The organism is Providencia sp. PROV048, from assembly GCF_033688165.1.
GTDB lineage: Bacteria > Pseudomonadota > Gammaproteobacteria > Enterobacterales > Enterobacteriaceae > Providencia > Providencia hangzhouensis.
Genome location: NZ_CP096360.1, coordinates 3,959,229 through 3,981,175, shown reverse-complemented (window position 1 = coordinate 3,981,175; position 21,947 = coordinate 3,959,229). Strand labels below are relative to the sequence as shown.

The following is a 21,947-nucleotide window of genomic DNA, read 5'->3' as shown; positions in this document are numbered from 1 at the left end:
ATGATGATATGCATCACTGGGTTATCCATGATGCGAATAAAAACACCGGCTAAGTCCGGTGTTTTTTTATTTTCTAGACAATATTTTTATATTTATTGATTAGCTAAACATTGGTAGTCGAGTAATTCACCCGCAGAACCTAAGTTCAAATCCCCAAAATTCAAACGGTTGGCAAGTAATACCTTAGAACCATCTTTAAGTTGTACCATTGCTAGGCCAAAATTACCCATTTTATCGTGATGCTTGATGACATATTCGTTTAGTTGATGAAACGAATTTTCTATATGGTTTGAGCCTTCTGGAAATTTTTTGGCTAAGTAATGATGACCCGCTAGTTCAGAAGATAGAGAAGCCCAATGTGTCGTTATTGTCGATGAAAGTTGATTAAGCGTTTTATTTATCTCAGGTTTTAAGCAGGCAATATGAATATGGAGTTGGTTTTGAGAGCGAACATATTGGGAGTTTACCGCAATGGCCAATAAATGTTCAGGAATTGGATGGTTTGTTTGTTGTGACAAACTGCCCCTTTCTTGCCAAGCGATAGCAAAATAGTCGGGTGAGTGTTGTTCCAATAATTGGCTAGATTCTATCCCCGTGATCTTTTCAGTCGGGATAATTAAGTTGTGTAAAGGCCCTTTTTTATCTTTGAATAATACATAGTGTTTTTCCTGTTCTACTTTCAAGCAGGGCAGCGTTGTTGGAAGTAATGGAATACATTGAGTATTAACGATGTTCCACAGCGCATTTGAATTGATCTTGAACCATGAAATATAGCTAACAATCACGATAAGTAATAAAAGAGCCACACCTAAAAATATGTTAATCCATTTGCGCTTTAGCATGATAGTTTTTATCGCTTAACATGTTAGTGAGAGACTATTTATTATATATCGCTAAATTTATATATTGTTAAGTCAAGGTGGGGGTAAATAGTGCAAATTCAGACTAAGTATTAGGGTAGCGGGATGCTACCCTAAAGTCGGTGTTTAAACTAAGGTGTACGGTAATAGCTTCCGTCACTTAACCGCGCGAAACTATAAGTTTTCCCATCAGAGCCAGTAGTTTCTAATAATTGAACTTCACCTTTTGCATTCGCTTTCAGACGAATTTTTTGCCCTTGGCGTAAATTACTTAGTGGCTTCTCAGCCCCTTCAACGCGAGCCATAATAAAAGCATCATTGGCTTGTAAGTTATTATCACGAAAGAGTTGTGCGAGCGTCTTCCCTTTTTGTACTCGGTAGTTTTGCCATTCATTAGCAGAAGGGCGAGTTGTTTTGGGCTCAGGCGTTTTTTCTGGTGATGTTACCGTCGTAGGGTCATTAGGTTCAGGCTCAATAGGTTCTGGGATAATTTCGGGCTCAGTAGGTAAAAGAGGTGAATTATCTTCAGGTGCCGGCACGGGCTCTGGTATCGGCGGTGTAATAGTCGGTTCAGGCACAACCTCAGGGGTAGTAGGTGGTGGGATAACGATAGGCTGGTTTTGAACAATATCGCTGGGGGATTTTTCGCTTGCAGGCCAAAAAAAAGCGACCACGACAATTAAAGCGAGCAGTGCAATACCATAGCGATGAAATTTTGAAAGTTTAAACATCACTCCTCCTTGATGAGGCAATGAGTAAATTAGACCGTATTAATACGCATACTAGCACCCTTTTTAGGCTTTTTTAGCGTTGGGCTGAATTTTTCAGAGAACACTGAATAAATTTGTCGGGAATCAATCAGTTTTATTCTTTAGATTCATTGTTTGGGTTTACCCATAAGGATGGGGCTGCTATTCTTGGTTTTTTCTCAAAATCATATGGGTATTTTCATGGCAAACCAAAATTTCGATTCGGTAGAAGCTCAAGCGAGTTATGGCATAGGTTTACAAGTTGGGCAGCAATTATTAGAGTCAGGGCTAGAAGGTTTAGTGCCAAATGCAATTTTAGCAGGCCTCGTTGACGCTTTAGAAGGCAATATGCCATCGGTACCTGTTGAAACTCTGCACAAAGCATTGCGTGAAGTGCATGAGCGTGCCGACGCTGTTCGTGTATCCCGCCAGGCAGCATTAGCGGAAGAAGGCCAAAAATTCCTAGATGAAAACCAAAAACGTGATAGTGTTTCAACGACTGAGTCTGGCTTACAATTTTCAGTGATTAACCAAGGTGATGGTGCTATTCCATCTCGCTCAGACCGCGTACGTGTTCACTATACAGGGCGTTTAATTGATGGCTCTGTGTTTGATAGCTCAGTACAGCGTGGGCAGCCAGCAGAGTTTCCTGTAAGCGGCGTTATTCCAGGTTGGATTGAAGCATTGACCCTGATGCCAGTCGGCTCTAAATGGGAATTATATATCCCTCACCAATTAGCTTATGGTGAGCGTGGTGCAGGTGCATCAATCCCGCCATTCAGTACATTAGTATTTGAAGTTGAATTACTTGAAATTTTATAATTTCTGTTAGTTCAGTTCACAGCTAAAAAGCCTCATCGTCTTTGGACTTTGGGGCTTTTTTTATGGCGTTAATTTCACACAATTGCTACTCTTGCAGTAAAGGGTCATCAGAGAGGTGAATAATATGCTACAGCAAATTTGCGAATTAGCTCAAGAAGCGGGTTATGCGATTATGGAAACTTATAATGCGCAAGAACCTTTACAGGTTGAACACAAAAGTGATAATTCGCCTGTTACCGAGGCTGATATTGCCGCCCACAATGTGATTACCGCGGGCCTTGCTCGTATTGCTCCTGATATCCCCCAACTGTCGGAAGAAGACCCTCCTGAATGGCCAGTCAGGCAGAATTGGCAACGCTATTGGTTGATTGACCCATTGGATGGAACGAAAGAATTTATTAATCGTAATGGGGATTTTACGGTTAACATTGCCCTTATCGAGAACGGTGTACCAACGATGGGGGTGGTATATGCCCCAGCGAAAGGGCTGCTGTACTACGCTGAAGGTAATCAGGCATGGAAGGAGGAGGGTGGCCATAAGCAACTTATTCATGTGAATGATGCCAAGCCACCAGTCATTGTTATCAGCCGCTCCCATCAAGACAATGAATTAATGGATTATTTAAAACAAATGGGTGAACACACGACAGTAGAAATTGGTTCTTCACTCAAATTTTGTTTGGTTGCGGAAGGAAAAGCACAGCTTTACCCACGTTTTGGGCCTACAAATATTTGGGACACTGCAGCTGGACATGCGGTTGCCATTGGTGCAGGGGCAAAAGTCGTTGATTGGCATGGAAAAACGCTCGATTATACACCTCGAGAGTCTTTCTTAAATCCAGGTTTTCGGGTGATTTTATTCTAAACATCAATAAAGGTTGGGAAGTGATTTCCCAACCTAATTAATAACTAATTATCTAGTTGCAGCACTTTGGCAGTGGCTGTACGAATATCTAAACAGGCTTTTGCATCCGTTTTTAAGTCAATCCCATAGGTTGGAATGATGTCTTTTAAACGTGTTTCCCATCCATCGGCTTTGAGTTGCTCATCAAAACACGTTTTTAATACGTTTAGCGCAATAAATGCCGCTGTGGAGGCCCCCGGAGATGCTCCCATCAATACAGTAAATGATTTATCCGCACTAGTAATCAGTTCTGTACCAAACTCTAAAACCCCTTTTTTATCATGGTCAGGTTTAATAATTTGTACTCGTTGCCCTGCAACCACCTCTTTCCAATCCTCATGCTGTGCTTCTGGGTAGAATTGTTGCAGCATAGCAAATTGGTGAGCAGAAGTTTGCAGGACTTGGCCCACTAAGTATTCTGCGAGTGACCAGTTATCTTTCGCAACCGCAAGCATTGGTTCAATGTTATTCAATTTAACCGATTCAAACAGGTCTAAATAAGAGCCGTGCTTAAGGAATTTACTCGAAAAACCGGCATAAGGCCCGAATAATAGAGAACGTTTACCACCAATAATACGAGTGTCCAAGTGTGGAACAGACATTGGTGGTGAGCCTTTGTCTGCTTTACCATAGACTTTTGCATGGTGGCGAGAGGCAATTTCTTCGTTATCACAACGCAGCCAGATACCACTGACAGGGAATCCACCATACCCTTTTCCTTCAGGGATCCCTGATTTCTGTAGTAATTCGATTGCTCTACCGCCTGCACCAACGAACACAAACTTCGCTGAAGTCATTGTTTTCTCGTGCGTGAGTAGGTTTTTAACTTCAATATTCCATCTGCCATCGGCGGTTTTTTTAACATCGATGACTTCATGTTTATAGTGAATTGAAAAACCGGGCTGTTCGCTTAATTGTGCGATTAATAAATGCGTTAGCGCACCGTAATCGACATCAGCACCGGTATTAACACGGGTAACCGCAATCGCTTCTTTAGGGTCTCGACCTTCCATGATCAGAGGTGCCCACTCGTTGATCTGCTTTGGATCATCACTGTATTCCATGTTGTGGTAACAATGGTGAGCAGACATCTGTTGGTAGCGTTGTTTCAAGAATTTTACATTGTCTTCACCCCAAACAAAGCTCATGTGTGGGCATGGGTGAATAAAGTCACGTGGGTCTTTAATTTTGCCTTTGGTGACCAGATAAGACCAAAGCTGACGAGAGAGATCGAATTCAGTATTGACTTCAAGGGCTTTACTGATGTCCACCGTACCATCTGGATTTGGTGGTGTATAGTTCATCTCACAGTTAGCGGCATGCCCTGTTCCCGCATTGTTCCACGGGTGGGAACTTTCTTGGGCACAGTCGTTTAGCCTTTCAAAAACGGCGATCGTCAGTGAAGGTTCAAGTTCTTTGAGAAATGTACCAAGCGTTGCACTCATGATCCCTGCGCCTATCAGAGCAATATCGACATTCTCAGCAATGGGTTTGTTCATGTATCCCCCTATTTTTTGGTTGGAGTGAAGCAAAGATCGGTACCTTCTTGATAGACAACATAAGCACGACGCCATGGCTCATCACCAATAAGCCGCCATTTATGGCCAGTTCCTGTATTATCTTGCGCAAGTAAGATATCACCAGGATTGATGATAAATTTAGAACCATCTTTAGTTTCGAATTCTAAAGTGCCGGAAAGGGTAATGACATAACGAGGAACAGGGTCTTGATGCCAATCAAAAGAGCCGCCAGAAACTGTTTCACGAAAGGTAAGCTCATTGACCGCAATGGCAGGGGTTTGGCTATCTCCTCCTGCTATATTATTGAGCTCAAGAGTGCCTTCTTCAAATAGAGAATTTCCATCTTCTCCTGTCCACATACGAACGCAGCGTATCATTTTATTTAGCTCCTTAATCACCGACTGTAATGTATAACAATTATTTGATATTCATTGGATGCAAAAATAAGACTCTTAAAATGATGATAAATAAAATTAAATATTATTTAAATTTAAGGTTTTTTAGCGGATAGGTCAAAGTGAAATATGTTTTATCTTGGAATTATGGTTTTATTTTTTAATAAAAGAATAAAAGAATAAAAGAATAAAAGAATAAAATAATAAAAGTTGATTATCTTTTTACGATTGTTTTTATTTTTATCGTTCGTTTAATGATTGATAAAAAATAGGAAAGCTCACTATGACTTTATTTTATCATTATGAGCTATCAGAGCTGGATTAGCTATTTGAGAATAGCGTTTAGGGCGAGGTATTGGATCAACATGATGGTTTTACCATCAACAATTTCTCCCGTTTTAATCGCATCAATGGCTTTAGAGAAAGGCCACTCTAAAACTTCAATATCTTCGCCTTCTTCCTTAAGTCCACCACCCGCGTTTTGACGATTATTATCACTGTATTCAGCGATGTAAAAGTGGAGTTTTTCGGTAACAGAGCCTGGGCTCATAAAGGCTTCAAAAACTTTTTGAATTTTATCGACTTTAAAACCCGTTTCTTCTTCGGCTTCAGCAATAATACGAGCTTCTGGTGAGGCGTTTTCTAATAAACCAGCGGCGGCCTCGATCAGGAAATCAGAATAGCCATTAACATAAACAGGCAGACGAAATTGACGAATTAAAATAATGCTATTTTTTATTTTGTTATATAACAAAATAACGGCGCCATTGCCTCTATCATAGACTTCGCGCTCTTGTTGTTGCCAACTACCATCTCGACGTTGTAACTCATAAGTATATTTTTTTAAAATATACCAATTATCCGAAAGCAGTTTCTCGCGAATATTCCGTATGTTAGGGAGTTTTACAGTCATTAAGCAACCTTATTAAACAAAAATGATTTTGTTAATTTAGCACTGTTAATTTCTGTATGAAATAGGATTTAGATGGGACCTGCTTTAGAGCAGATCCCACTGTAAACTTGCGGGTTATTTAATTATTTGGATTTGTTTAACTTCGACTTCTCTTGAATTCCAGTCTTTATCAATTTTACCGCGAATTTCAACTTTGTCTTTTGGCGTTACATTTATGCCATTCCAACGCTTTTCGCTGATTTCTAAATTAATAGTGCCAGTACCATCGGTGAATTCATAATGTTTATGGTCAAGTTGTTTGACGATATTCCCACGTAAAATAACCCAGCTGTCATCTGACATATCAAGTGCTTTTGCGACAGTCATTTCCCCACTATTTGGGCCGATGAAACCACCGGTTGGAGAGGTTTGGGCTGTTGTATTTGTGGCAGCGCCAGGGCCGTCAAACCCGCCATTTGCAGCGAAAACAGGTGCACTTGCGAGTGCAGCAATTAAAGCAATTACAGGTAATTTTTTCATCATCGGTATCTCCAAATTGGATGTAAACTTGTTTGTATGGAGGGTATTAAACCAAGTAAATCTTAACAGGATCTTAAGAAACTTAACTAACGAATTATATTTTTAATTTTGCCAATAATAGCTAGTCATATTATAGCTGATAGGATAAATATAATAATATTCTAATATGGGGGTAGATTATGCGAATTCTACTAATTGAAGATGACCGGTTAATTGGTGATGGCTTAAAAGTGGGTTTAACCCAATTAGGGTTTACCATTGATTGGTTTATGGATGGTAAACAGGGGCAACTCGCTTTATTTGATGCACCTTATGACGCTGTTGTACTCGATCTTTCGTTACCAAATATTGATGGAATGGATATTTTGAAGCATTGGCGTAAGGAGGGGCGTGATGAGCCAGTCTTGATTTTGACGGCACGGGATGCTTTGGATCAGCGTGTTCAAGGACTTCAACAAGGGGCTGATGATTATCTTTGTAAACCATTCGCTTTAATGGAAGTCATGGCGCGTTTGCAAGCGTTGATCCGCCGCCGAAGTGGGCAATTATCTTCTAAACTTACGCATGGTGATGTCGAAATGGACCCGGTTGCAATGACGGTGACACAGCAAGGTGAACCTGTACAACTAAAAGGGAAAGAGTTTGCTTTGCTTTCTTTATTTATGCATAACCCAAATAAAGTTTTTTCTCGCCCTTTAATTGAAGAGAAATTATATAACTGGGATGAAGAGGTCTCTAGTAACTCTGTTGAGGTGCATATCCACCATTTAAGGCGTAAATTAGGCAATAAGTTTATTCGAACCATTCATGGTGTTGGCTATCGATTAGGTGATGATTAATGATGAAGACATTTAGTCTTAGGCTGAAACTCACTTTAATGCTGCTCTTGTTAGCTTTGCTGACATGGGGGATCGCCAGTTCGTTAGCGTGGTACCAAAGCTATAAAACGATTAATGAGCTGTTTGATACCCAGCAAATGGCGTTTGCTAAACGGTTATCTGTTTTACCATCAGACTTTGAATTGAGCCGGCCTTCACTGACTAAAACCAAAAAACTATTGCGAAAGAACCGTGGCCATCAAGATGACGATGCACTGGCATTTGCTATCTTTACACCGGGCGGCGAAATGGTATTAAACGACGGTGATAACGGTAGAGACATCGTCTATCAATTTAAGCGAGAAGGGTTTAGCGATGGGATGATCCAAGGAAGTGACGACCCTTGGCGTTTTGTGTGGCTAAAATCTCAAGATGGTCGATATATCATTGCAGTAGGACAAGAGTGGGAATACCGACAAGAAATGGCAACCGATATTATGGTTGCACAATTTATGCCTTGGTTGATTGCTTTGCCAATCATGTTATTACTATTTTTATGGCTGTTGACACGAGCTTTACGCCCATTGAAGGACGTAGCAAACCAGTTGTATCACCGAAAACCTGATGAACTAACCCCAGTACAAGTGACGCGAATTCCCAGTGAAGTAAGACCTATTATTGACTCTATGAATGTGCTGTTTGGCCGTATTAATGAAATGTTTGCCCGTGAACGACAATTTACCTCGGATGCGGCTCATGAACTACGTAGCCCACTTGCAGCATTAAGAGTGCAGGCAGAAGTGGTACAAATTGCAGGGAATAATGCAGATATCCGTAATCATGCAGTGGCTAATTTATCGGAAGGTATTGATAGGGCAACAAGGCTTGTTGACCAACTACTGATGTTGTCTCGGTTAGAGTCATCCACGCAACTTGATGATATTAAAGTTGTATCTTGGCCTGAGTTAATTGAAGCGGCGATAAAAGATGTAGAGCCGGAAGCTAAAGAGCAGCAAACAACGATAATAAATACTTTAGTTGCTAGCCCCCCTGATTTTCAAGGTCAGCCATTACTACTCAATGCGTTGCTGAGAAATTTGCTCAATAATGCAATACGTTATGGAAAAATAGAGGGGCGAGTGGAGATTATTTTGTATGCTGATCACTTTGAAATTCAAGATGATGGTAATGGCGTGACACCTGAAGTTTTACGGCGGTTAGGTGAGCGCTTCTATCGTCCGCCGGGACAAGAAAAAACTGGGAGTGGCTTAGGGCTCTCTATTGTTAAACGGATTGCGCAATTGCATCATTTACAAGTTATTTTTACTCATGGCGTTAATGGGGGCTTTTGTGCCAAAGTGTATTGGAATGAAACTAAAACGTGATAATAAGCACATTAATTATGATTGTTTATTAAAATAATAATCATAATTATGCATATTTAATGTAAGGGCATTTTAGCATAACTCACTATTTTTAACTCAAGTGAGATAGGGCTAACTATCTGTCGCGTGTGAGAAATTGTAGTGTGCGAAATTGCGCACACTACATACTAACTTAGTAACAGCAAAAGGTAGACGTTATTGGTTTAGTGATGAGACTAACAAACTAATGACTTTTTGAACTTCTTGGGTATTTAATTCACCATCTTTGAAAAACAACACTTTCCCTTGATTATCCAATACGATAATTGCTGAACTTTCTGGTTTCAAGCCCCATGCGTTCTTCACCGTACCTTCGCTATCAACAATAAATTGTGAATATGGAAACTCTTTTTTGCTATCTTCAACGCTGTTTTTCACAAATACACCCGTACCGAAAATTGCATCATCGGTATTAATGATTGTTGTTGTTTGATAGCTATCATGAGGGAACTTGGCTTGCTTGATAGCCTCAACTAAGGGGGCATTGAGTTCTTTTGCTGAAGAACGGCCAGCAATGTGTTGGATAGTACGCACCTTTCCAACGAGCTGTTGGCTTTTCCACGGTTGATAATCCAATTTCCCGTCATTATTCATGACAAGCTCACCCTTGCCACTGACAGAAATAGCAGGAACAGATTGATTTAATTGAATATTTTCTGCAGAGGCTACTGCAGATACCCCAAGCAAGCATATTAAAAGTAAATAATTTTTTATCATAAAAGCCCCTTGATTGATTATTTTGCCATGTGAGCCTAGTGGTTTGTCTGATGACTACTATTTATAACATAGCTCATCGGATGAGTTACAAGAGGTAATTTAACATTTTTTTAAAATTTAGAATAAAAGCAAAGTTTATGGGGTTTTAACAGTTAATTTACAGTGTCATGTTATGTCAGTAAATTGAATAAAACTGCAATTTTAGAACCAAAATAAAAATTTCTGGTCTATGATTATTGTACGGTATGAGTTATTGAATATCGTAAGAACAAAGGGGAGGCAAAGTTCTAATGAAAATTTTTAACCGTTATAACCCATCTAAGATTGCTCTTTACGTCAAAACGCTATTCCGTGGCAGGCTCTATATTAAGGATTTTGGGGCATTTGAGTTTAACTATGGGAAAATTCTACCACCTAAAATCAGTGATAAGCGCCATTACAATGTGATGAGTGAGGTCAATAAACAGGTTTCATTATTACAGGCAGAACTGGGGTAGGTTAATCAGCAGTTTTTGGTTAACAACGCGCCACATAGGTGGCGCATTGAAAGAAACGGCTTCGCTATCAAGCATTAATGTCCTGTATCTTTTGTTTGTTGTTTTGCGCCAGCCGTTTCAATAGTATTTTTTCCGGGTTGTACAACGACAGGTGATGGCGCTGTAGTCAGGCGAGTTACGAGTAATTGGTCAATTTTGTAATTATCAATATCGACGACTTCAAATTTATAGCCCGCATATTTCACATAATCTGTCCGTTTCGGCATTCTTCTTAGCCGGTACATCATAAACCCTGCGATGGTTTCATAGTTGCTAAAGTCAGGGAAATCATCAATATCTAAAATGCGCATCACATCTTCAATTGGCGTTCCGCCTTCAACTAACCACGAATTCTCATCACGTACTACGATTTGCTCTTCTTGCCCTGGGCCAATTAAGTCCCCCATTAAAGTGATCATTACATCATTGATGGTAATGATACCCATGACTAATGCATATTCGTTGAGAATCACAGCAAAATCGACGGCGTTTGTTTTAAATGCTTCTAAGGTATCTGATAATGAGAGGGTGTCAGGGATCATGAGCGTATTTCTAATGTGAACACCATCTTTTAAACTTAAGCTCTGCCCATTGAGTACACGGTTAAGTAATTCTTTCGAATCAACATAACCAATAACATGGTCAATACCCCCTGCACATACTAGAAACTTAGAATGTGGCTGGGTTGAAATTTTATGTTTGATGCTTTCTTCTGACTCGTCTTTGTCAAAATAAATGATACTTTCACGCGGAGTCATCGCTGATGGTACAGTACGTGATTCCAGCTCAAACACGTTCTCAATTAATTCGTGTTCTTGTTTACGTAACACACCTGCTACAGCACCCGCTTCAACGACCGCAAAAATATCATCAGAAGTGATATCTTCATTGCGTGATGTAGGTAATTTGAATAATTTAAAAAACAGGTTAGCAAGGCCATTAAAAAACCAGACGAATGGGCTCAGTACCACTAAGCAGAAGCGCATCGGATTCACAATACGAATCGCAATGGCTTCAGGTTTTACCATACCGATGCGTTTAGGCGTTAAATCAGCCACTAAAATAAACAAGCTTGTCACAATGGTGAATGACAGGATTGATGAAACTTGTTGAGCCCAGCTTGGGGATAAAAATTGAATAAAGATATCGTACAAAGCTGGAGAAAAAGCAGATTCCCCCACAATACCGGCAAGGATAGCAACGGCATTTAAACCAATTTGAACGACGGTAAAAAACATTCCCGGCATTTCTTGTAATTTAAGCACGCGAGCCGCATTAATGTTGCCTTCGTCGGCCATAAGTTTAAGTTTAATGCGGCGGGAAGCTGCCAGAGAAATTTCTGACAAAGAAAAGAATGCGCTAATTGCACATAATAATAGAACAATTAATAAACTGTTGAGCATAAGTTATCCAGCCAATCAAAGGAAGAATCCATAAAATTCAAAAATCTCTGAAGGCATAGTCTCGTGTATTTAAATATATTGAGTATGCAAATATATGTTGCGCAATATGCGCAAATTGTTGATATGTTGCATTAGTATAGCACTGAGGTGATTTATCTGCCTAGATATTCATCATCATTCAAGCTGCTTTAAGTCATATTGAAAAGCAACTTGAATGGTTGGGAAGATGAACTCACTGTATTAAGTTATTGATTTATTTGTTTAACGAAGGTGGTAAACAGATACCAATCCCCCCTAATCCGCAATATCCATTCGGGTTTTTGTATAAGTACTGCTGGTGGTAATCTTCGGCAAAATAGAAAGTGTCTAAGGGCGCTATTTCGGTCGTGATTGCACGAGAGTCATGCTGCGCTTTCATTGCATTTTGGTAAGCTTGCAGTGTTTCCATCGCTTGCTGGTCTTGCTCATCTGATACAGTATAAATTGCGGAACGATATTGGCTTCCCATGTCATTTCCTTGGCGCATGCCTTGTGCAGGGTCATGGTTTTCCCAAAATAATGTCAATAGTTGAGAGTAACTGATAACTTGCGGATCAAAAACGACACGAACCGCTTCTGCGTGGCCAGTTCGCCCAGAGCAAACTTCCTCGTAGGTCGGGTTAGGGGTCACTCCACCACAATACCCAGCAGAAGTTGAATAAACCCCAGCTTGCTGCCAAAATAATCGTTCAACTCCCCAAAAACAACCCATGGCAAAATAAGCAATTTCCATATTCTTAGGAATAATCTCAATCGAATGATGGTTAAGCGCATGATATGGTGAGTAAGTCATAGCAGTTGCTCTGCCGGGCAGAGGTTGTGCAATACTTGCAGAGTGAAATTTATTAAAAGGCATAATGATTCCTATATGTATTGACCACACAAATAATCTAAAAATAGGGATAAAAACTTGTGTATATGGCGAATTTTACTCAAAATAAATTGATATGAAGTATTTAGTCAATCGAACAATCACCTTAGGAGTAGGCGTGTCGAAATACCCTCTAATTTGTTTTCTCTGCCTAACTGCGGCAGTGCCAGTGGTACACGCAACTAATCTTCGTCTTAATATTGAAGGCCTTGAAGGACAACTTAATCAAAACGTTCGAGTACAACTGTCTAATATATCGCAAGATGAAGTTGTGCCAAATGGTCGTTTTCGAGCCCGTGTTGAGAAAGCAATTAAAGAAGGTTTAAAGCCTTTAGGTTACTACCAACCCACGGTTGAATTTAGCTATGAAGAAAAAACCCCGCCAGCTCGTTCCGTTTTAACCGCCAAGGTCACTCCTGGAGAACCTATTTTATTGAAGGGAGTGACTGTTGAATTGCAAGGTGGAGCAAAAACGGATCCCGACTATGAAAAGATGCTCAAACAATATACGCCAAAGCTTGATACAGTTCAAAATGATGGCGAATACGAAGAATTTAAAGGACGTTTTAGTAGTTTAGCTGTTCGCAAAGGTTATTTTGATGCGATGATGGAGAAAAGCCAACTGGGTATTTCTCTTGATCACCATGCGGCTTATTGGGATTTTGATTTTAACAGTGGTGAACGTTATCGGTTTGGTGCAATTTCTTATTCAGGTTCACAAATCCGAGAAGATTACCTGAATAACCTAGCCCCTTTTAAAAAAGGGGAATACTACACATCAGAGCAACTTGCTGAGTTTAACCGTCGGTTAGCTGAAACAGGTTGGTTCTCTTCTGCAATTGTGACACCGCGTATTGTGAGTGCGCGCAAAGCAAATTCTTATGAGTTACCGATGGAAGCAGTAATGACCCCTAGAGCGAAAAACTTTATTGAGCTTGGGGGAGGCTATGCCACCGATGTCGGCCCTCGCGTTAAAGCCACATGGAATAAGCCTTGGATTAACTCTCGTGGGCAGAGTTTAACGTCAAATATTAGTTTATCCCAACCAGAACAATTAATTGATGCGAGTTATAAAATTCCATTAAAAGCGAACCCGCTTGAGCAATATTATGCGGTTCAAGGGGGCTTTAAACGGACAGATTTGAATGATACACAAGCGAATACAACAACCTTGAATGTGTCTCGTAACTGGGATTATTCATCCGGTTGGCAATATGGCGTAAACATGCGTTGGATGCTGAGTAACTTTACCCAAGCTAATGTGACGAATACGACGATGTTGCTATATCCCGGGGCCTATGTAAGCCGCATTCGCCAACGCGGCGGTGTGATGCCAACATGGGGAGATAGCCAACGTTATTCTATTGATTATTCGAATAAAATTTGGGGTTCAGATATCGACTTCGCTGTACTACAAGCCAAAAATGTATGGATCAGAACGCCATGGGAGGGGCATCGCTTTGTCGTTCGTGGAAATATCGGTTGGATTGAAACCAATGACTTCGACAAAGTTCCACCGGACTTGCGTTTCTTTGCGGGTGGTGACGGCAGCGTGCGTGGATATGGTTATCAAAAGATCTCGCCAGAAGATAGTAAAGGTAAGCTGACAGGGGCATCAAAATTGGCGGTAGGCTCTGTGGAATACCAATATAACTTTACAGGAAATTGGTGGGGAGCGACCTTTATTGATAGTGGTGAAGCCGTTGATAACTTTAAAGATAATGATTTTAAAACGGGTGCGGGAGTCGGTATCCGCTGGGTCTCACCGGTTGGTCCAATAAAATTAGACTTAGCAAAACCTATCGGTGATCCAGATAACAACAAAATACAGTTTTATATCGGCTTGGGGACTGAGCTATGAGGTGGTTGAAGTGGCTAAAATGGACCAGTCTTTCCATTTTATTAATTCTTGTTCTGGTTGTTGCCGCACTCAGTTGGGTGATTGGAACGCAATCAGGTCTTCACTTTGCATTAAATACAGCGACACGTTTTGTTCCTGAATTAACCATTGATAAAATTGACGGTGATATTAGTGACTTAACGTTAAGTGGCGTTAAATATCAAATGCCAGGCATCGATGTTAATGCGGGGAAATTAAATTTAGCGGTACGTCTAGGTTGTTTAACAAGCCGTGAGCTATGTGTCGACAACTTAGGCACGGAAAATGTCACTGTTACTGTCGATACCACTCAATTCCTCCCTTCAGAAGAAACGCCACCATCTGAACCACTGACTGAACTCAAGGCACCTTTGACCATTCGTTTGAATCAATTGGCTTTGGTTTCAACACACGTCAATGTAGATGGCATGGATATCGATTTAGCGAAATTTACTACAGGGGTAACGTGGGAAGGAAAAGCGATCACGATCATTCCAACCGACATCATTGATTTGGCGATTAATTTACCTGAAACCAAATCAGATGCCGTCGCTGAAGAGAAACAGCCAGAGCCAACGCCGATAAATGAACAAAAATCATTGGCAGATGAATTAAAAGCGCTATTTTCTAAACCGTTACTTGCTGAATTACCAGAAGTTATTTTACCTGTTGATTTGAATGTCGACGGTATTAATGCTTCGAATTTTCAATTAACGGGTGCGACTGATCTCAAAATTAACCAATTGCACCTGAGTCTTTCAAATGAAGGGCAACAAGTTCTCGTTAAACAGTTAAAAGTCGATGCACCGCAGGGGAATATTGCGTTATCTGGCACGGCGACCTTGCAAGATAAATGGCCAGTCTCATTGTCAGTCGTGGGGGAAAGCCGTTTAGACGATTTAGATGGGCAAAAGGTAGATCTCTCCTTAAAAGGCGGTTTGATTGATGAACTAAAATTGGCCTTGAACTTACATGGGCCAATTAATGCAAAATTAGATGCAGAAACGGATTTGTCACAAGCAGACTTGCCGATTCTACTCACACTAGAAAGCGATAAGTTAACGTGGCCTTTAGTCGGAGAAGCGCAGTATCAATTAGATGGCACACGCATACGCTTGAACGGCCGCCCATCCGCTTATGATATGTCTGTACGTTCAGCTATCACTGGGCAGGATTTACCACCTTCGACCTTGCTATTAGATGCGAAAGGTAATGAAGAGCAAATTAATTTAACTCGCTTACGTTTAGTCGCTTTACAAGGTCATGCGGATATTACTGGCGTTGCGGACTGGAGCAAGGCAATTAGTTGGAATGCAGTATTGACCCTTTCAGGTATTAATACTGCCAAACAGTACCCTGAATGGCCTGCTAAAGTGGAAGGTAAAATTGCCACACGCGGAAGTTTATACGGTGGCAGCTGGCAGTTGGATATTCCTGAAATTATCTTAGACGGTAATGTTAAAAATAATCTTTTAAAAGCACGGGGTAAAGCCAAAGGTAACGCAGCAGGCCAATGGGATATTCCGAACTTCAATTTGGCATTAGGTAAAAACAATGTAGATGTAAAAGGTTCTCTTGCCGATAAATGGAATCTTGATGCCAAAATTAATGCCCCTGCACTCAATGGTTTGCTACCGGGCTTAGGTGGTGTGATTGCGGGTGATGTGAAATTACGTGGTAATTTACAAACACCAGAAGCCCTTGTTGACCTTACGGCACGCGGCGTGAAGTGGCAGGATGACCTTGCTATCGAGAATGTTGTTATCAAAGGAAATGTAGCAACAGGCGAGCAAATTAAAGGGGATTTATCCGTTGTTCTTCGTCAGTTGAAGCAAGGTGATCTTGTCGTCAATAACCTAACTTTAGACGCGAAAGGAAGTGAAAAACAGCACACGCTTAAGTTGAACATGAAGGGCGAACCGGTTTCTGGGCAATTAGCATTAGCAGGTAGTTTTGACCGGCAGACTGAAGTGTGGAAAGGGAATTTAACCAATACCTTATTTGATACGGTGGTGGGTGAATGGCGCTTAAACCAAGCGATGTCACTCAATTATGCTAACCAAACGCAAGAAGTGACTATCGGCAGCCATTGTTGGGTCAACCCGAATGCCCGTTTGTGTGTACCAAAACCGATTAAAGCAGGTAAAAGTGGTAGCGCAGATATCGTGCTAGAACGTTTTGACCTCGCGATGATCAAACCGTTTATGCCACAAGATACTCGAGTCAGCGGCGTATTTACGGGTAAAGCCAATGCGATTTGGAAAGCAGATGGCAGTATGCCGCAAGTGAAGTTGGACTTGCGAGGAAATGATGTCAAAGCGGTTCAGTTTGTGGATGGCACTCGTTTACCTGTTGCTTTTGATACCTTAACGTTAAGCGCGGGCTTGAAAAATGGCAAGGCAGACCTTAACTGGTTGTTTGGGCTAACGAATAATGGCCAAATGCGCGGCAATATTCAAATTTCTGATATTGAAAAGCGCCGCTTACTGTCGGGTAATGTTGAAATCAATTCAGTGACATTAGATTTAATCAAGCCGTTGCTGGGCCAGAAGGAAGTGGCGAATGGGCGTTTGAGTGCGAACTTACGTTTAGGTGGGTCAGCGAATAACCCATTATTAAATGGTAATTTAGCGCTTTCGAGCTTAGAAGTGAGATCGGCAATGATCCCGTTTGATATCAAAAGTGGTCATTTAGGTATTAATTTCAACGGCACAAGCTCAGTAATGAATGGTCAGATAAACACGCCAGAAGGCTATCTGAACATTGATGGTGATGCAGATTGGCGCAATGTTAATGCATGGCGTGCAAAAGTCATGGCACGAGGTAATAACCTTCGAGTTTCTTTACCACCGATGATCCAAATTGATGTTCAACCGGACATTGTATTTGATGCATCACCTTCGGTACTCACGCTAAACGGTACCGTCAATATTCCGTGGGCACGAATTACTGTTCAAGAACTCCCTGAGTCAGCGGTAAGCCCATCATCGGATGTGGTGATGTTAGATAGTAACCTACAGCCAATTGAACAAAAAGCGCCATCCATTCCTATTCAGACCAATTTAGATATTAAAATTGGTAATGATGTTCGATTGGATGCGTTTGGCTTAAAAGCGCGCCTGACGGGTTTATTGAAAGTGGTTCAGAATATCCATGGCTTGCACATCAATGGCCAAGTGGATATTCCAGCCGGTCGTTTCCGTGCTTATGGGCAAGATTTGATTGTCCGTAAAGGCCAAATTCAATTCTCAGGCCCTGCGGACCAACCATTCTTAAACTTAGAAGCCATTCGTAACCCAGACAACACGGCAGATGGCGTGATTGCTGGGGTGAAGGTCACAGGGCTTGCGGATAAACCGAAAGTAGAAATATTCTCTGAACCGGCGAAAACACAACAAGAAGCGCTGTCTTACTTATTAAGAGGAGAGGGCTTAGACAGTGGGGATGCAAATGGTTCACAAATGACATCTATGTTAATAGGCTTAGGTGTAGCACAAAGTGGGCAACTCGTGGGCAAAATTGGTGAGACATTTGGGGTCTCTGATTTAGCCGTCGACACCCAAGGTGTGGGGGATGGTTCTCAAGTCGTTGTAAGTGGTAAGATCACTAATGATTTACAAGTGAAGTATGGAGTTGGTATCTTTGACTCATTGGCGACGTTAACTTTACGTTATCGATTGATGCCAAAACTGTATTTAGAAGCTGTGTCTGGTGTTAATCAGGCATTGGATCTCCTTTACCAATTTGAGTTTTAGATTATGCGTGTAATTGTTTATGGCAGCTTAAGACAAAAGCAAGGAAATCATCACTGGATGACTTATGCTCAGCTACTTGGTGAGCATAAGCTAGAAGGCTATGAACTGTATGATCTTGGATATTATCCAGCGGTTGTCAAAGGGGATGGGGCGATAGAGTGCGAAGTTTATCGAATCAACCCGTCCATTTTGACAGAGTTAGATGAGCTAAAGAAAAATTCTCAAGACTATGTGAGGGAGCTCATCCCAACGCCGTATGGTAACGCTTGGATTTATCTATATAAACATTCCGTTGATGGTCTACGCCAAATAAAAAGTGGCGACTGGTTGAAACGTGATGAAGAAAAGTAGCTATCCAATATTATATTGAATGCTATAGTTATACAGGACGCCAGCTATGATAGCTGGCGTTTTTTATAGATTAATTAACTGATTATAACCCATAAAAAAAGCCCTGGTATTAACCAGAGCTTTCATAATCTCCCTATAGGGGGATTATTTTTTTGCAGCGCGTTCGAAAGATTCGATGATCTCTGCTTTTGCAGATGCCGCGTCTTCCCAACCATCAACTTTAACCCACTTACCTTTTTCTAAATCTTTGTAATGTTCAAAGAAGTGAGTAATTTGAGCACGCAGTAATTCTGGCAGGTCGTTCACATCTTTAATGTGATCGTATTCTTTGCTTAATTTAGTGTGCGGAACAGCCACTAATTTTGCATCTTCACCAGACTCGTCAGTCATTTTCAGTACGCCAACAGGACGGCAACGGATGACTGAGCCTGGTTGCAATGGGTATGGAGTTGGAACTAATACATCAACTGGGTCACCATCTAAAGACAGGGTGTTGTTGATGTAACCATAGTTGCATGGATAGAACATCGCTGTTGACATGAAACGGTCTACAAACAGCGCACCAGACTCTTTATCAACTTCATATTTGATAGGATCTGCGTTCGCTGGGATTTCGATGATAACATAGATATCTTCTGGCAGATCTTTACCTGCCGGTACATTGTTCAGGCCCATTTAAATGTATCCTTTGTGTGAATAATGAATTTACTCATTTTAATTTGTCACTGGCATCGCATTTATTGCCGCCTTTAGGCAAATTAAATAATAGAGTAGATAGCGTGAGGGACATTATAGCCGTAAAAGGGGACAAAACTCACTAGTTGGTGAAAAAAAGGGACAAAAAAGGCGGGAAGCCCCGCCTTATAATTAATGAATTAGATTATTCCGTGTCAGGGAATTCACGCATAAATGATTCTGCTTTTTCTACCATCGACTCAGTTCCGACAAAGAACGGCGCACGTTGGTGTAATTCGCTAGGTATGATATCTAAAATGCGGTTTGCTCCATCACTGGCTTTACCACCGGCTTGTTCTGCTAAAAATGCAATTGGGTTACATTCGTACAGAAGGCGCAGTTTTCCATTTGGATGGCTTGCCGTACTTGGGTAAATATAAATTCCCCCTTTGAGCAAGTTACGATGGAAGTCTGCAACCAAAGAACCGATATAACGCGTGGTATACGGGCGATTTGTTGCTTTATCTTCTTCTTGGCAATATTTAATGTACTTTTTAACACCCATCGGGAACTTAATATAGTTACCTTCATTGATGGAGTACATTTTTCCTTCTGATGGGAACATCACTTTTTCATGAGACAAGCAGAACACGCCCAATGATGGGTCGTAAGTAAACGCATGTACACCAACACCAGTGGTGTAAACCAACATCGTTGATGAACCGTAAACCACGTAGCCCGCAGCCACTTGGCGGTTACCAGGTTGCAGGAAATCCGCTTCTGTAACCGGTTGGCCAATTGGCGTGATACGATGGTAGATTGAGAAAATTGTTCCAACGGAAACGTTTACATCGATGTTTGAAGAACCATCAAGTGGGTCCATTAAAACAACATATTTTGCGTTTTCTGCGCGGTCTCCTTCGAAAATGACAATTTCATCTTCTTCTTCAGAGGCGATACCGGCGACTTCTCCGCGTGCTTTTAAAGCCGCTTTCAGTTTTTCGTTTGCATACAGGTCAAGCTTCATCTGAACTTCACCTTGAATATTCGAAACACCGTTAGTGCCAAGAATATCGACAAGTCCAGCTTTATTAATATCACGATGGATAATTTTAGCGCCCAGTTTGATAGCTGATAATAAAGAAGTCAGCTCACCTGTTGCATGAGGAAAATCTTGTTGCTTTTCGACGATGAATTCGCCTAATGTTTTCATGACGAAGGTCCTGAATAAAATTGACAGAGGTTTTGCGGGGCATTTACCCTCGCGCGGGAAGAGTTTAACTAAATAAAAAAAAGATTAATAGGTTAATGCATTTATAAACCTGTTTTTGATGGGTAGAATAGTGACCAACCTCATGCTAATTGGATGAAAAAGAATGCACATACATATTTTAGGTATATGCGGTACCTTTATGGGAAGCTTAGCAATATTGGCTCGTTCTTTAGGACATAAAGTGACGGGTTCGGATGCCAATGTGTATCCACCGATGAGCACATTGCTTGAAAATCAAGGGATTGAGCTTATTCAGGGGTATGATCCGGCTCAGCTTGACCCAATACCGGATATGGTGGTGATTGGTAATGCAATGACGCGTGGAAACCCTTGTGTTGAAGCCGTATTAGAAAGAGGTTTGCCGTATACTTCTGGCCCACAGTGGCTCCATGACTATGTGTTACCGGAACGTTGGGTACTGGCTGTGGCGGGGACACATGGTAAAACGACCACCGCGGGGATGCTTGCGTGGATCTTAGAAGACTGCGGTTACAAGCCAGGTTTTCTAATCGGCGGTGTCCCAGGTAACTTTGATGTCTCCGCTAAGATTGGTGAAAGCCCGTTTTTTGTCATCGAAGCTGATGAATATGACTGTGCATTCTTCGATAAACGTTCTAAATTTGTTCATTACAGCCCGAAAACCTTGGTATTGAACAACCTTGAATTCGACCATGCGGATATCTTTGAAAACCTCGAAGCGATTCAAAAACAGTTTCATCATCTTGTACGTATTGTGCCCGCCAGTGGCAAAATTTTCACACCGGACAACGACAATCATTTAAAACAAGTGATTGGAATGGGCTGTTGGAGTGAACAAGAGCTGGTGGGTGGGGAGCATGGCGGATGGCAAGCTGAGAAGCTCAGCCACGATGGCAGCCATTTTGCGGTGTATTACCAACAAGAAAAAGTTGGAGAAGTCACTTGGTCACAAGTGGGTAACCACAATATCCAAAATGCATTGATGGCGATTGCAGCGGCTCACCATGTGGGCGTTCCAGTAAAAGAAGCTTGTCTCGCCTTGAATAGCTTTATCAATGCACGTCGTCGTCTTGAGCTACGAGGCGTTGAAAATGGTGTCAGTGTTTACGATGACTTCGCACATCATCCAACCGCTATTTTGGCGACGTTAGAAGCACTTCGCAGCAAAGTTGGCGGAACTTCACGTATTCTTGCGGTGCTCGAACCTCGCTCGAATACGATGAAAATGGGTATCAATAAAAATGATATTGCGCCTGCGCTTGGCCGTGCAGATGAAGTGTTTCTTTTCCAACCCGCCAATATCCCTTGGATGGTGACAGACATCGCTGAAAAATGCGTCCAACCCGCGCGTTGGAGTGCAGATATTGAGGCATTCACCAATATGATTATTGAAACCGCACAACCGGGCGATCATATTTTGGTGATGAGCAACGGTGGCTTTAGTGGCATTCATGGCAAATTGCTCGCAGGTTTGAAAGCGAAAGCAGAAACAGAGCGAGATGATTAAATTCTCTTAGCTAGCTATTTGATAACCCCAGTGATTCT

General features: G+C 41.4%; 20 protein-coding genes. 9 read left to right on the top strand and 11 right to left on the bottom strand.

What is annotated here, in order from left to right; genetic code table 11:
• Positions 1-92: 92 nt before the first annotated feature.
• Positions 93-842 (bottom strand): CDP-diacylglycerol diphosphatase, encoded by a 750-nt coding sequence (locus M1F26_RS17830; protein ID WP_318837626.1) that lies wholly within the window; start codon positions 840-842, stop codon positions 93-95.
• Between the two features lie 149 nt (positions 843-991).
• Positions 992-1,591: a LysM-like peptidoglycan-binding domain-containing protein gene (locus tag M1F26_RS17825; RefSeq protein WP_140171836.1), complete on the bottom strand. Its 600-nt coding sequence runs from the start codon at positions 1,589-1,591 to the stop codon at positions 992-994.
• A gap of 219 nt (positions 1,592-1,810) precedes the next feature.
• On the opposite strand from M1F26_RS17825, the gene M1F26_RS17820 reads away from it, so the two are divergent.
• Both M1F26_RS17820 and cysQ read left to right on the top strand, forming a co-directional pair.
• Entirely contained in the window at positions 1,811-2,431 is a 621-nt protein-coding gene (locus tag M1F26_RS17820; RefSeq protein ID WP_140171835.1) for a peptidylprolyl isomerase, read from the top strand.
• A 124-nt stretch (positions 2,432-2,555) separates the two neighbouring features.
• Complete coding sequence (gene cysQ, locus M1F26_RS17815) at positions 2,556-3,296, top strand: 3'(2'),5'-bisphosphate nucleotidase CysQ (RefSeq protein ID WP_004905978.1); 741 nt, start codon at positions 2,556-2,558, stop codon at positions 3,294-3,296.
• 44 nt (positions 3,297-3,340) lie between these two features.
• On the opposite strand, the gene mqo is transcribed toward cysQ, so the two are convergent.
• The 4 genes from mqo to M1F26_RS17795 all read right to left on the bottom strand — a co-directional run bounded on the left by mqo (position 3,341) and on the right by M1F26_RS17795 (position 6,682).
• Positions 3,341-4,834 carry a malate dehydrogenase (quinone) gene (mqo, locus tag M1F26_RS17810; protein ID WP_140171834.1) on the bottom strand — a complete coding sequence of 498 codons (1,494 nt, stop codon included), beginning with the start codon at positions 4,832-4,834 and terminating at the stop codon, positions 3,341-3,343.
• 8 nt (positions 4,835-4,842) lie between these two features.
• Complete coding sequence (locus tag M1F26_RS17805) at positions 4,843-5,232, bottom strand: cupin domain-containing protein (RefSeq protein WP_140171833.1); 390 nt, start codon at positions 5,230-5,232, stop codon at positions 4,843-4,845.
• A gap of 343 nt (positions 5,233-5,575) precedes the next feature.
• Complete coding sequence (nudK, locus tag M1F26_RS17800; protein ID WP_140171832.1) at positions 5,576-6,163, bottom strand: GDP-mannose pyrophosphatase NudK; 588 nt, start codon at positions 6,161-6,163, stop codon at positions 5,576-5,578.
• Positions 6,164-6,277: 114 nt separating this feature from the next.
• Positions 6,278-6,682, bottom strand: coding sequence for a YgiW/YdeI family stress tolerance OB fold protein (locus M1F26_RS17795; protein WP_140171889.1), 405 nt, complete (start codon positions 6,680-6,682; stop codon positions 6,278-6,280).
• A 179-nt stretch (positions 6,683-6,861) separates the two neighbouring features.
• Here M1F26_RS17795 and qseB point away from each other — a divergent pair, with 179 nt between their 5' ends.
• Positions 6,862-7,521 (top strand): quorum sensing response regulator transcription factor QseB, encoded by a 660-nt coding sequence (gene qseB / locus M1F26_RS17790; RefSeq protein WP_140171831.1) that lies wholly within the window; start codon positions 6,862-6,864, stop codon positions 7,519-7,521.
• 2 nt (positions 7,522-7,523) lie between these two features.
• Entirely contained in the window at positions 7,524-8,885 is a 1,362-nt protein-coding gene (gene qseC, locus M1F26_RS17785) for a quorum sensing histidine kinase QseC (RefSeq protein WP_140171888.1), read from the top strand.
• Positions 8,886-9,080: 195 nt separating this feature from the next.
• Here qseC and M1F26_RS17780 read toward each other — a convergent pair whose 3' ends face one another.
• Positions 9,081-9,641: a YtfJ family protein gene (locus M1F26_RS17780; protein ID WP_140171830.1), complete on the bottom strand. Its 561-nt coding sequence runs from the start codon at positions 9,639-9,641 to the stop codon at positions 9,081-9,083.
• A gap of 290 nt (positions 9,642-9,931) precedes the next feature.
• Between M1F26_RS17780 and M1F26_RS17775 the strand changes: the two genes are divergently transcribed.
• The gene (locus M1F26_RS17775) at positions 9,932-10,138 is read left to right on the top strand and encodes a DUF1107 domain-containing protein (RefSeq protein ID WP_004905964.1); all 207 of its coding nucleotides are present in this window, start codon (positions 9,932-9,934) and stop codon (positions 10,136-10,138) included.
• 74 nt (positions 10,139-10,212) lie between these two features.
• Here M1F26_RS17775 and M1F26_RS17770 read toward each other — a convergent pair whose 3' ends face one another.
• Positions 10,213-11,580 carry a hemolysin family protein gene (locus M1F26_RS17770; RefSeq protein ID WP_004905961.1) on the bottom strand — a complete coding sequence of 456 codons (1,368 nt, stop codon included), beginning with the start codon at positions 11,578-11,580 and terminating at the stop codon, positions 10,213-10,215.
• Positions 11,581-11,833: 253 nt separating this feature from the next.
• The gene (gene msrA, locus M1F26_RS17765; protein ID WP_004905960.1) at positions 11,834-12,475 is read right to left on the bottom strand and encodes a peptide-methionine (S)-S-oxide reductase MsrA; all 642 of its coding nucleotides are present in this window, start codon (positions 12,473-12,475) and stop codon (positions 11,834-11,836) included.
• 133 nt (positions 12,476-12,608) lie between these two features.
• On the opposite strand from msrA, the gene tamA reads away from it, so the two are divergent.
• From tamA to M1F26_RS17750, 3 genes are read left to right on the top strand one after another with little or no spacing between them, the layout of a single operon-like run.
• The gene (gene tamA / locus M1F26_RS17760; RefSeq protein WP_140171829.1) at positions 12,609-14,351 is read left to right on the top strand and encodes an autotransporter assembly complex protein TamA; all 1,743 of its coding nucleotides are present in this window, start codon (positions 12,609-12,611) and stop codon (positions 14,349-14,351) included.
• Positions 14,348-18,124 carry an autotransporter assembly complex protein TamB gene (tamB, locus tag M1F26_RS17755; RefSeq protein ID WP_140171828.1) on the top strand — a complete coding sequence of 1,259 codons (3,777 nt, stop codon included), beginning with the start codon at positions 14,348-14,350 and terminating at the stop codon, positions 18,122-18,124. The genes tamA and tamB overlap by 4 nt, the downstream gene beginning before the upstream one ends.
• A 3-nt stretch (positions 18,125-18,127) precedes the next feature.
• The gene (locus tag M1F26_RS17750; RefSeq protein WP_004905952.1) at positions 18,128-18,475 is read left to right on the top strand and encodes a gamma-glutamylcyclotransferase; all 348 of its coding nucleotides are present in this window, start codon (positions 18,128-18,130) and stop codon (positions 18,473-18,475) included.
• A 144-nt stretch (positions 18,476-18,619) separates the two neighbouring features.
• Here M1F26_RS17750 and ppa read toward each other — a convergent pair whose 3' ends face one another.
• Positions 18,620-19,150, bottom strand: a complete 531-nt coding sequence (ppa, locus tag M1F26_RS17745) for an inorganic diphosphatase (RefSeq protein ID WP_004905951.1) — start codon at positions 19,148-19,150, stop codon at positions 18,620-18,622.
• 205 nt (positions 19,151-19,355) lie between these two features.
• Entirely contained in the window at positions 19,356-20,363 is a 1,008-nt protein-coding gene (fbp, locus tag M1F26_RS17740) for a class 1 fructose-bisphosphatase (protein ID WP_004905947.1), read from the bottom strand.
• A gap of 163 nt (positions 20,364-20,526) precedes the next feature.
• On the opposite strand from fbp, the gene mpl reads away from it, so the two are divergent.
• On the top strand, positions 20,527-21,909 hold the full coding sequence (mpl, locus tag M1F26_RS17735; protein WP_110591052.1) for a UDP-N-acetylmuramate:L-alanyl-gamma-D-glutamyl-meso-diaminopimelate ligase: 1,383 nt from the start codon (positions 20,527-20,529) through the stop codon (positions 21,907-21,909).
• Positions 21,910-21,947: the final 38 nt, after the last annotated feature.

Excerpts from the sequence above, each read along its gene's own strand:
- mpl (WP_110591052.1), top strand. The coding sequence starts at position 20,527 with ATGCACATACATATTTTAGGTATATGCGGTACCTTTATGGGAAGCTTA.
- M1F26_RS17830 (WP_318837626.1), bottom strand. The coding sequence starts at position 842 with ATGCTAAAGCGCAAATGGATTAACATATTTTTAGGTGTGGCTCTTTTA.
- msrA (WP_004905960.1), bottom strand. The coding sequence starts at position 12,475 with ATGCCTTTTAATAAATTTCACTCTGCAAGTATTGCACAACCTCTGCCC.
- mqo (WP_140171834.1), bottom strand. The coding sequence starts at position 4,834 with ATGAACAAACCCATTGCTGAGAATGTCGATATTGCTCTGATAGGCGCA.
- qseB (WP_140171831.1), top strand. The coding sequence starts at position 6,862 with ATGCGAATTCTACTAATTGAAGATGACCGGTTAATTGGTGATGGCTTA.
- fbp (WP_004905947.1), bottom strand. The coding sequence starts at position 20,363 with ATGAAAACATTAGGCGAATTCATCGTCGAAAAGCAACAAGATTTTCCT.
- nudK (WP_140171832.1), bottom strand. The coding sequence starts at position 6,163 with ATGACTGTAAAACTCCCTAACATACGGAATATTCGCGAGAAACTGCTT.
- M1F26_RS17825 (WP_140171836.1), bottom strand. The coding sequence starts at position 1,591 with ATGTTTAAACTTTCAAAATTTCATCGCTATGGTATTGCACTGCTCGCT.
- M1F26_RS17795 (WP_140171889.1), bottom strand. The coding sequence starts at position 6,682 with ATGAAAAAATTACCTGTAATTGCTTTAATTGCTGCACTCGCAAGTGCA.
- M1F26_RS17770 (WP_004905961.1), bottom strand. The coding sequence starts at position 11,580 with ATGCTCAACAGTTTATTAATTGTTCTATTATTATGTGCAATTAGCGCA.
- M1F26_RS17775 (WP_004905964.1), top strand. The coding sequence starts at position 9,932 with ATGAAAATTTTTAACCGTTATAACCCATCTAAGATTGCTCTTTACGTC.
- M1F26_RS17805 (WP_140171833.1), bottom strand. The coding sequence starts at position 5,232 with ATGATACGCTGCGTTCGTATGTGGACAGGAGAAGATGGAAATTCTCTA.
- M1F26_RS17820 (WP_140171835.1), top strand. The coding sequence starts at position 1,811 with ATGGCAAACCAAAATTTCGATTCGGTAGAAGCTCAAGCGAGTTATGGC.
- M1F26_RS17780 (WP_140171830.1), bottom strand. The coding sequence starts at position 9,641 with ATGATAAAAAATTATTTACTTTTAATATGCTTGCTTGGGGTATCTGCA.
- tamB (WP_140171828.1), top strand. The coding sequence starts at position 14,348 with ATGAGGTGGTTGAAGTGGCTAAAATGGACCAGTCTTTCCATTTTATTA.
- cysQ (WP_004905978.1), top strand. The coding sequence starts at position 2,556 with ATGCTACAGCAAATTTGCGAATTAGCTCAAGAAGCGGGTTATGCGATT.
- qseC (WP_140171888.1), top strand. The coding sequence starts at position 7,524 with ATGAAGACATTTAGTCTTAGGCTGAAACTCACTTTAATGCTGCTCTTG.
- ppa (WP_004905951.1), bottom strand. The coding sequence starts at position 19,150 with ATGGGCCTGAACAATGTACCGGCAGGTAAAGATCTGCCAGAAGATATC.
- M1F26_RS17750 (WP_004905952.1), top strand. The coding sequence starts at position 18,128 with ATGCGTGTAATTGTTTATGGCAGCTTAAGACAAAAGCAAGGAAATCAT.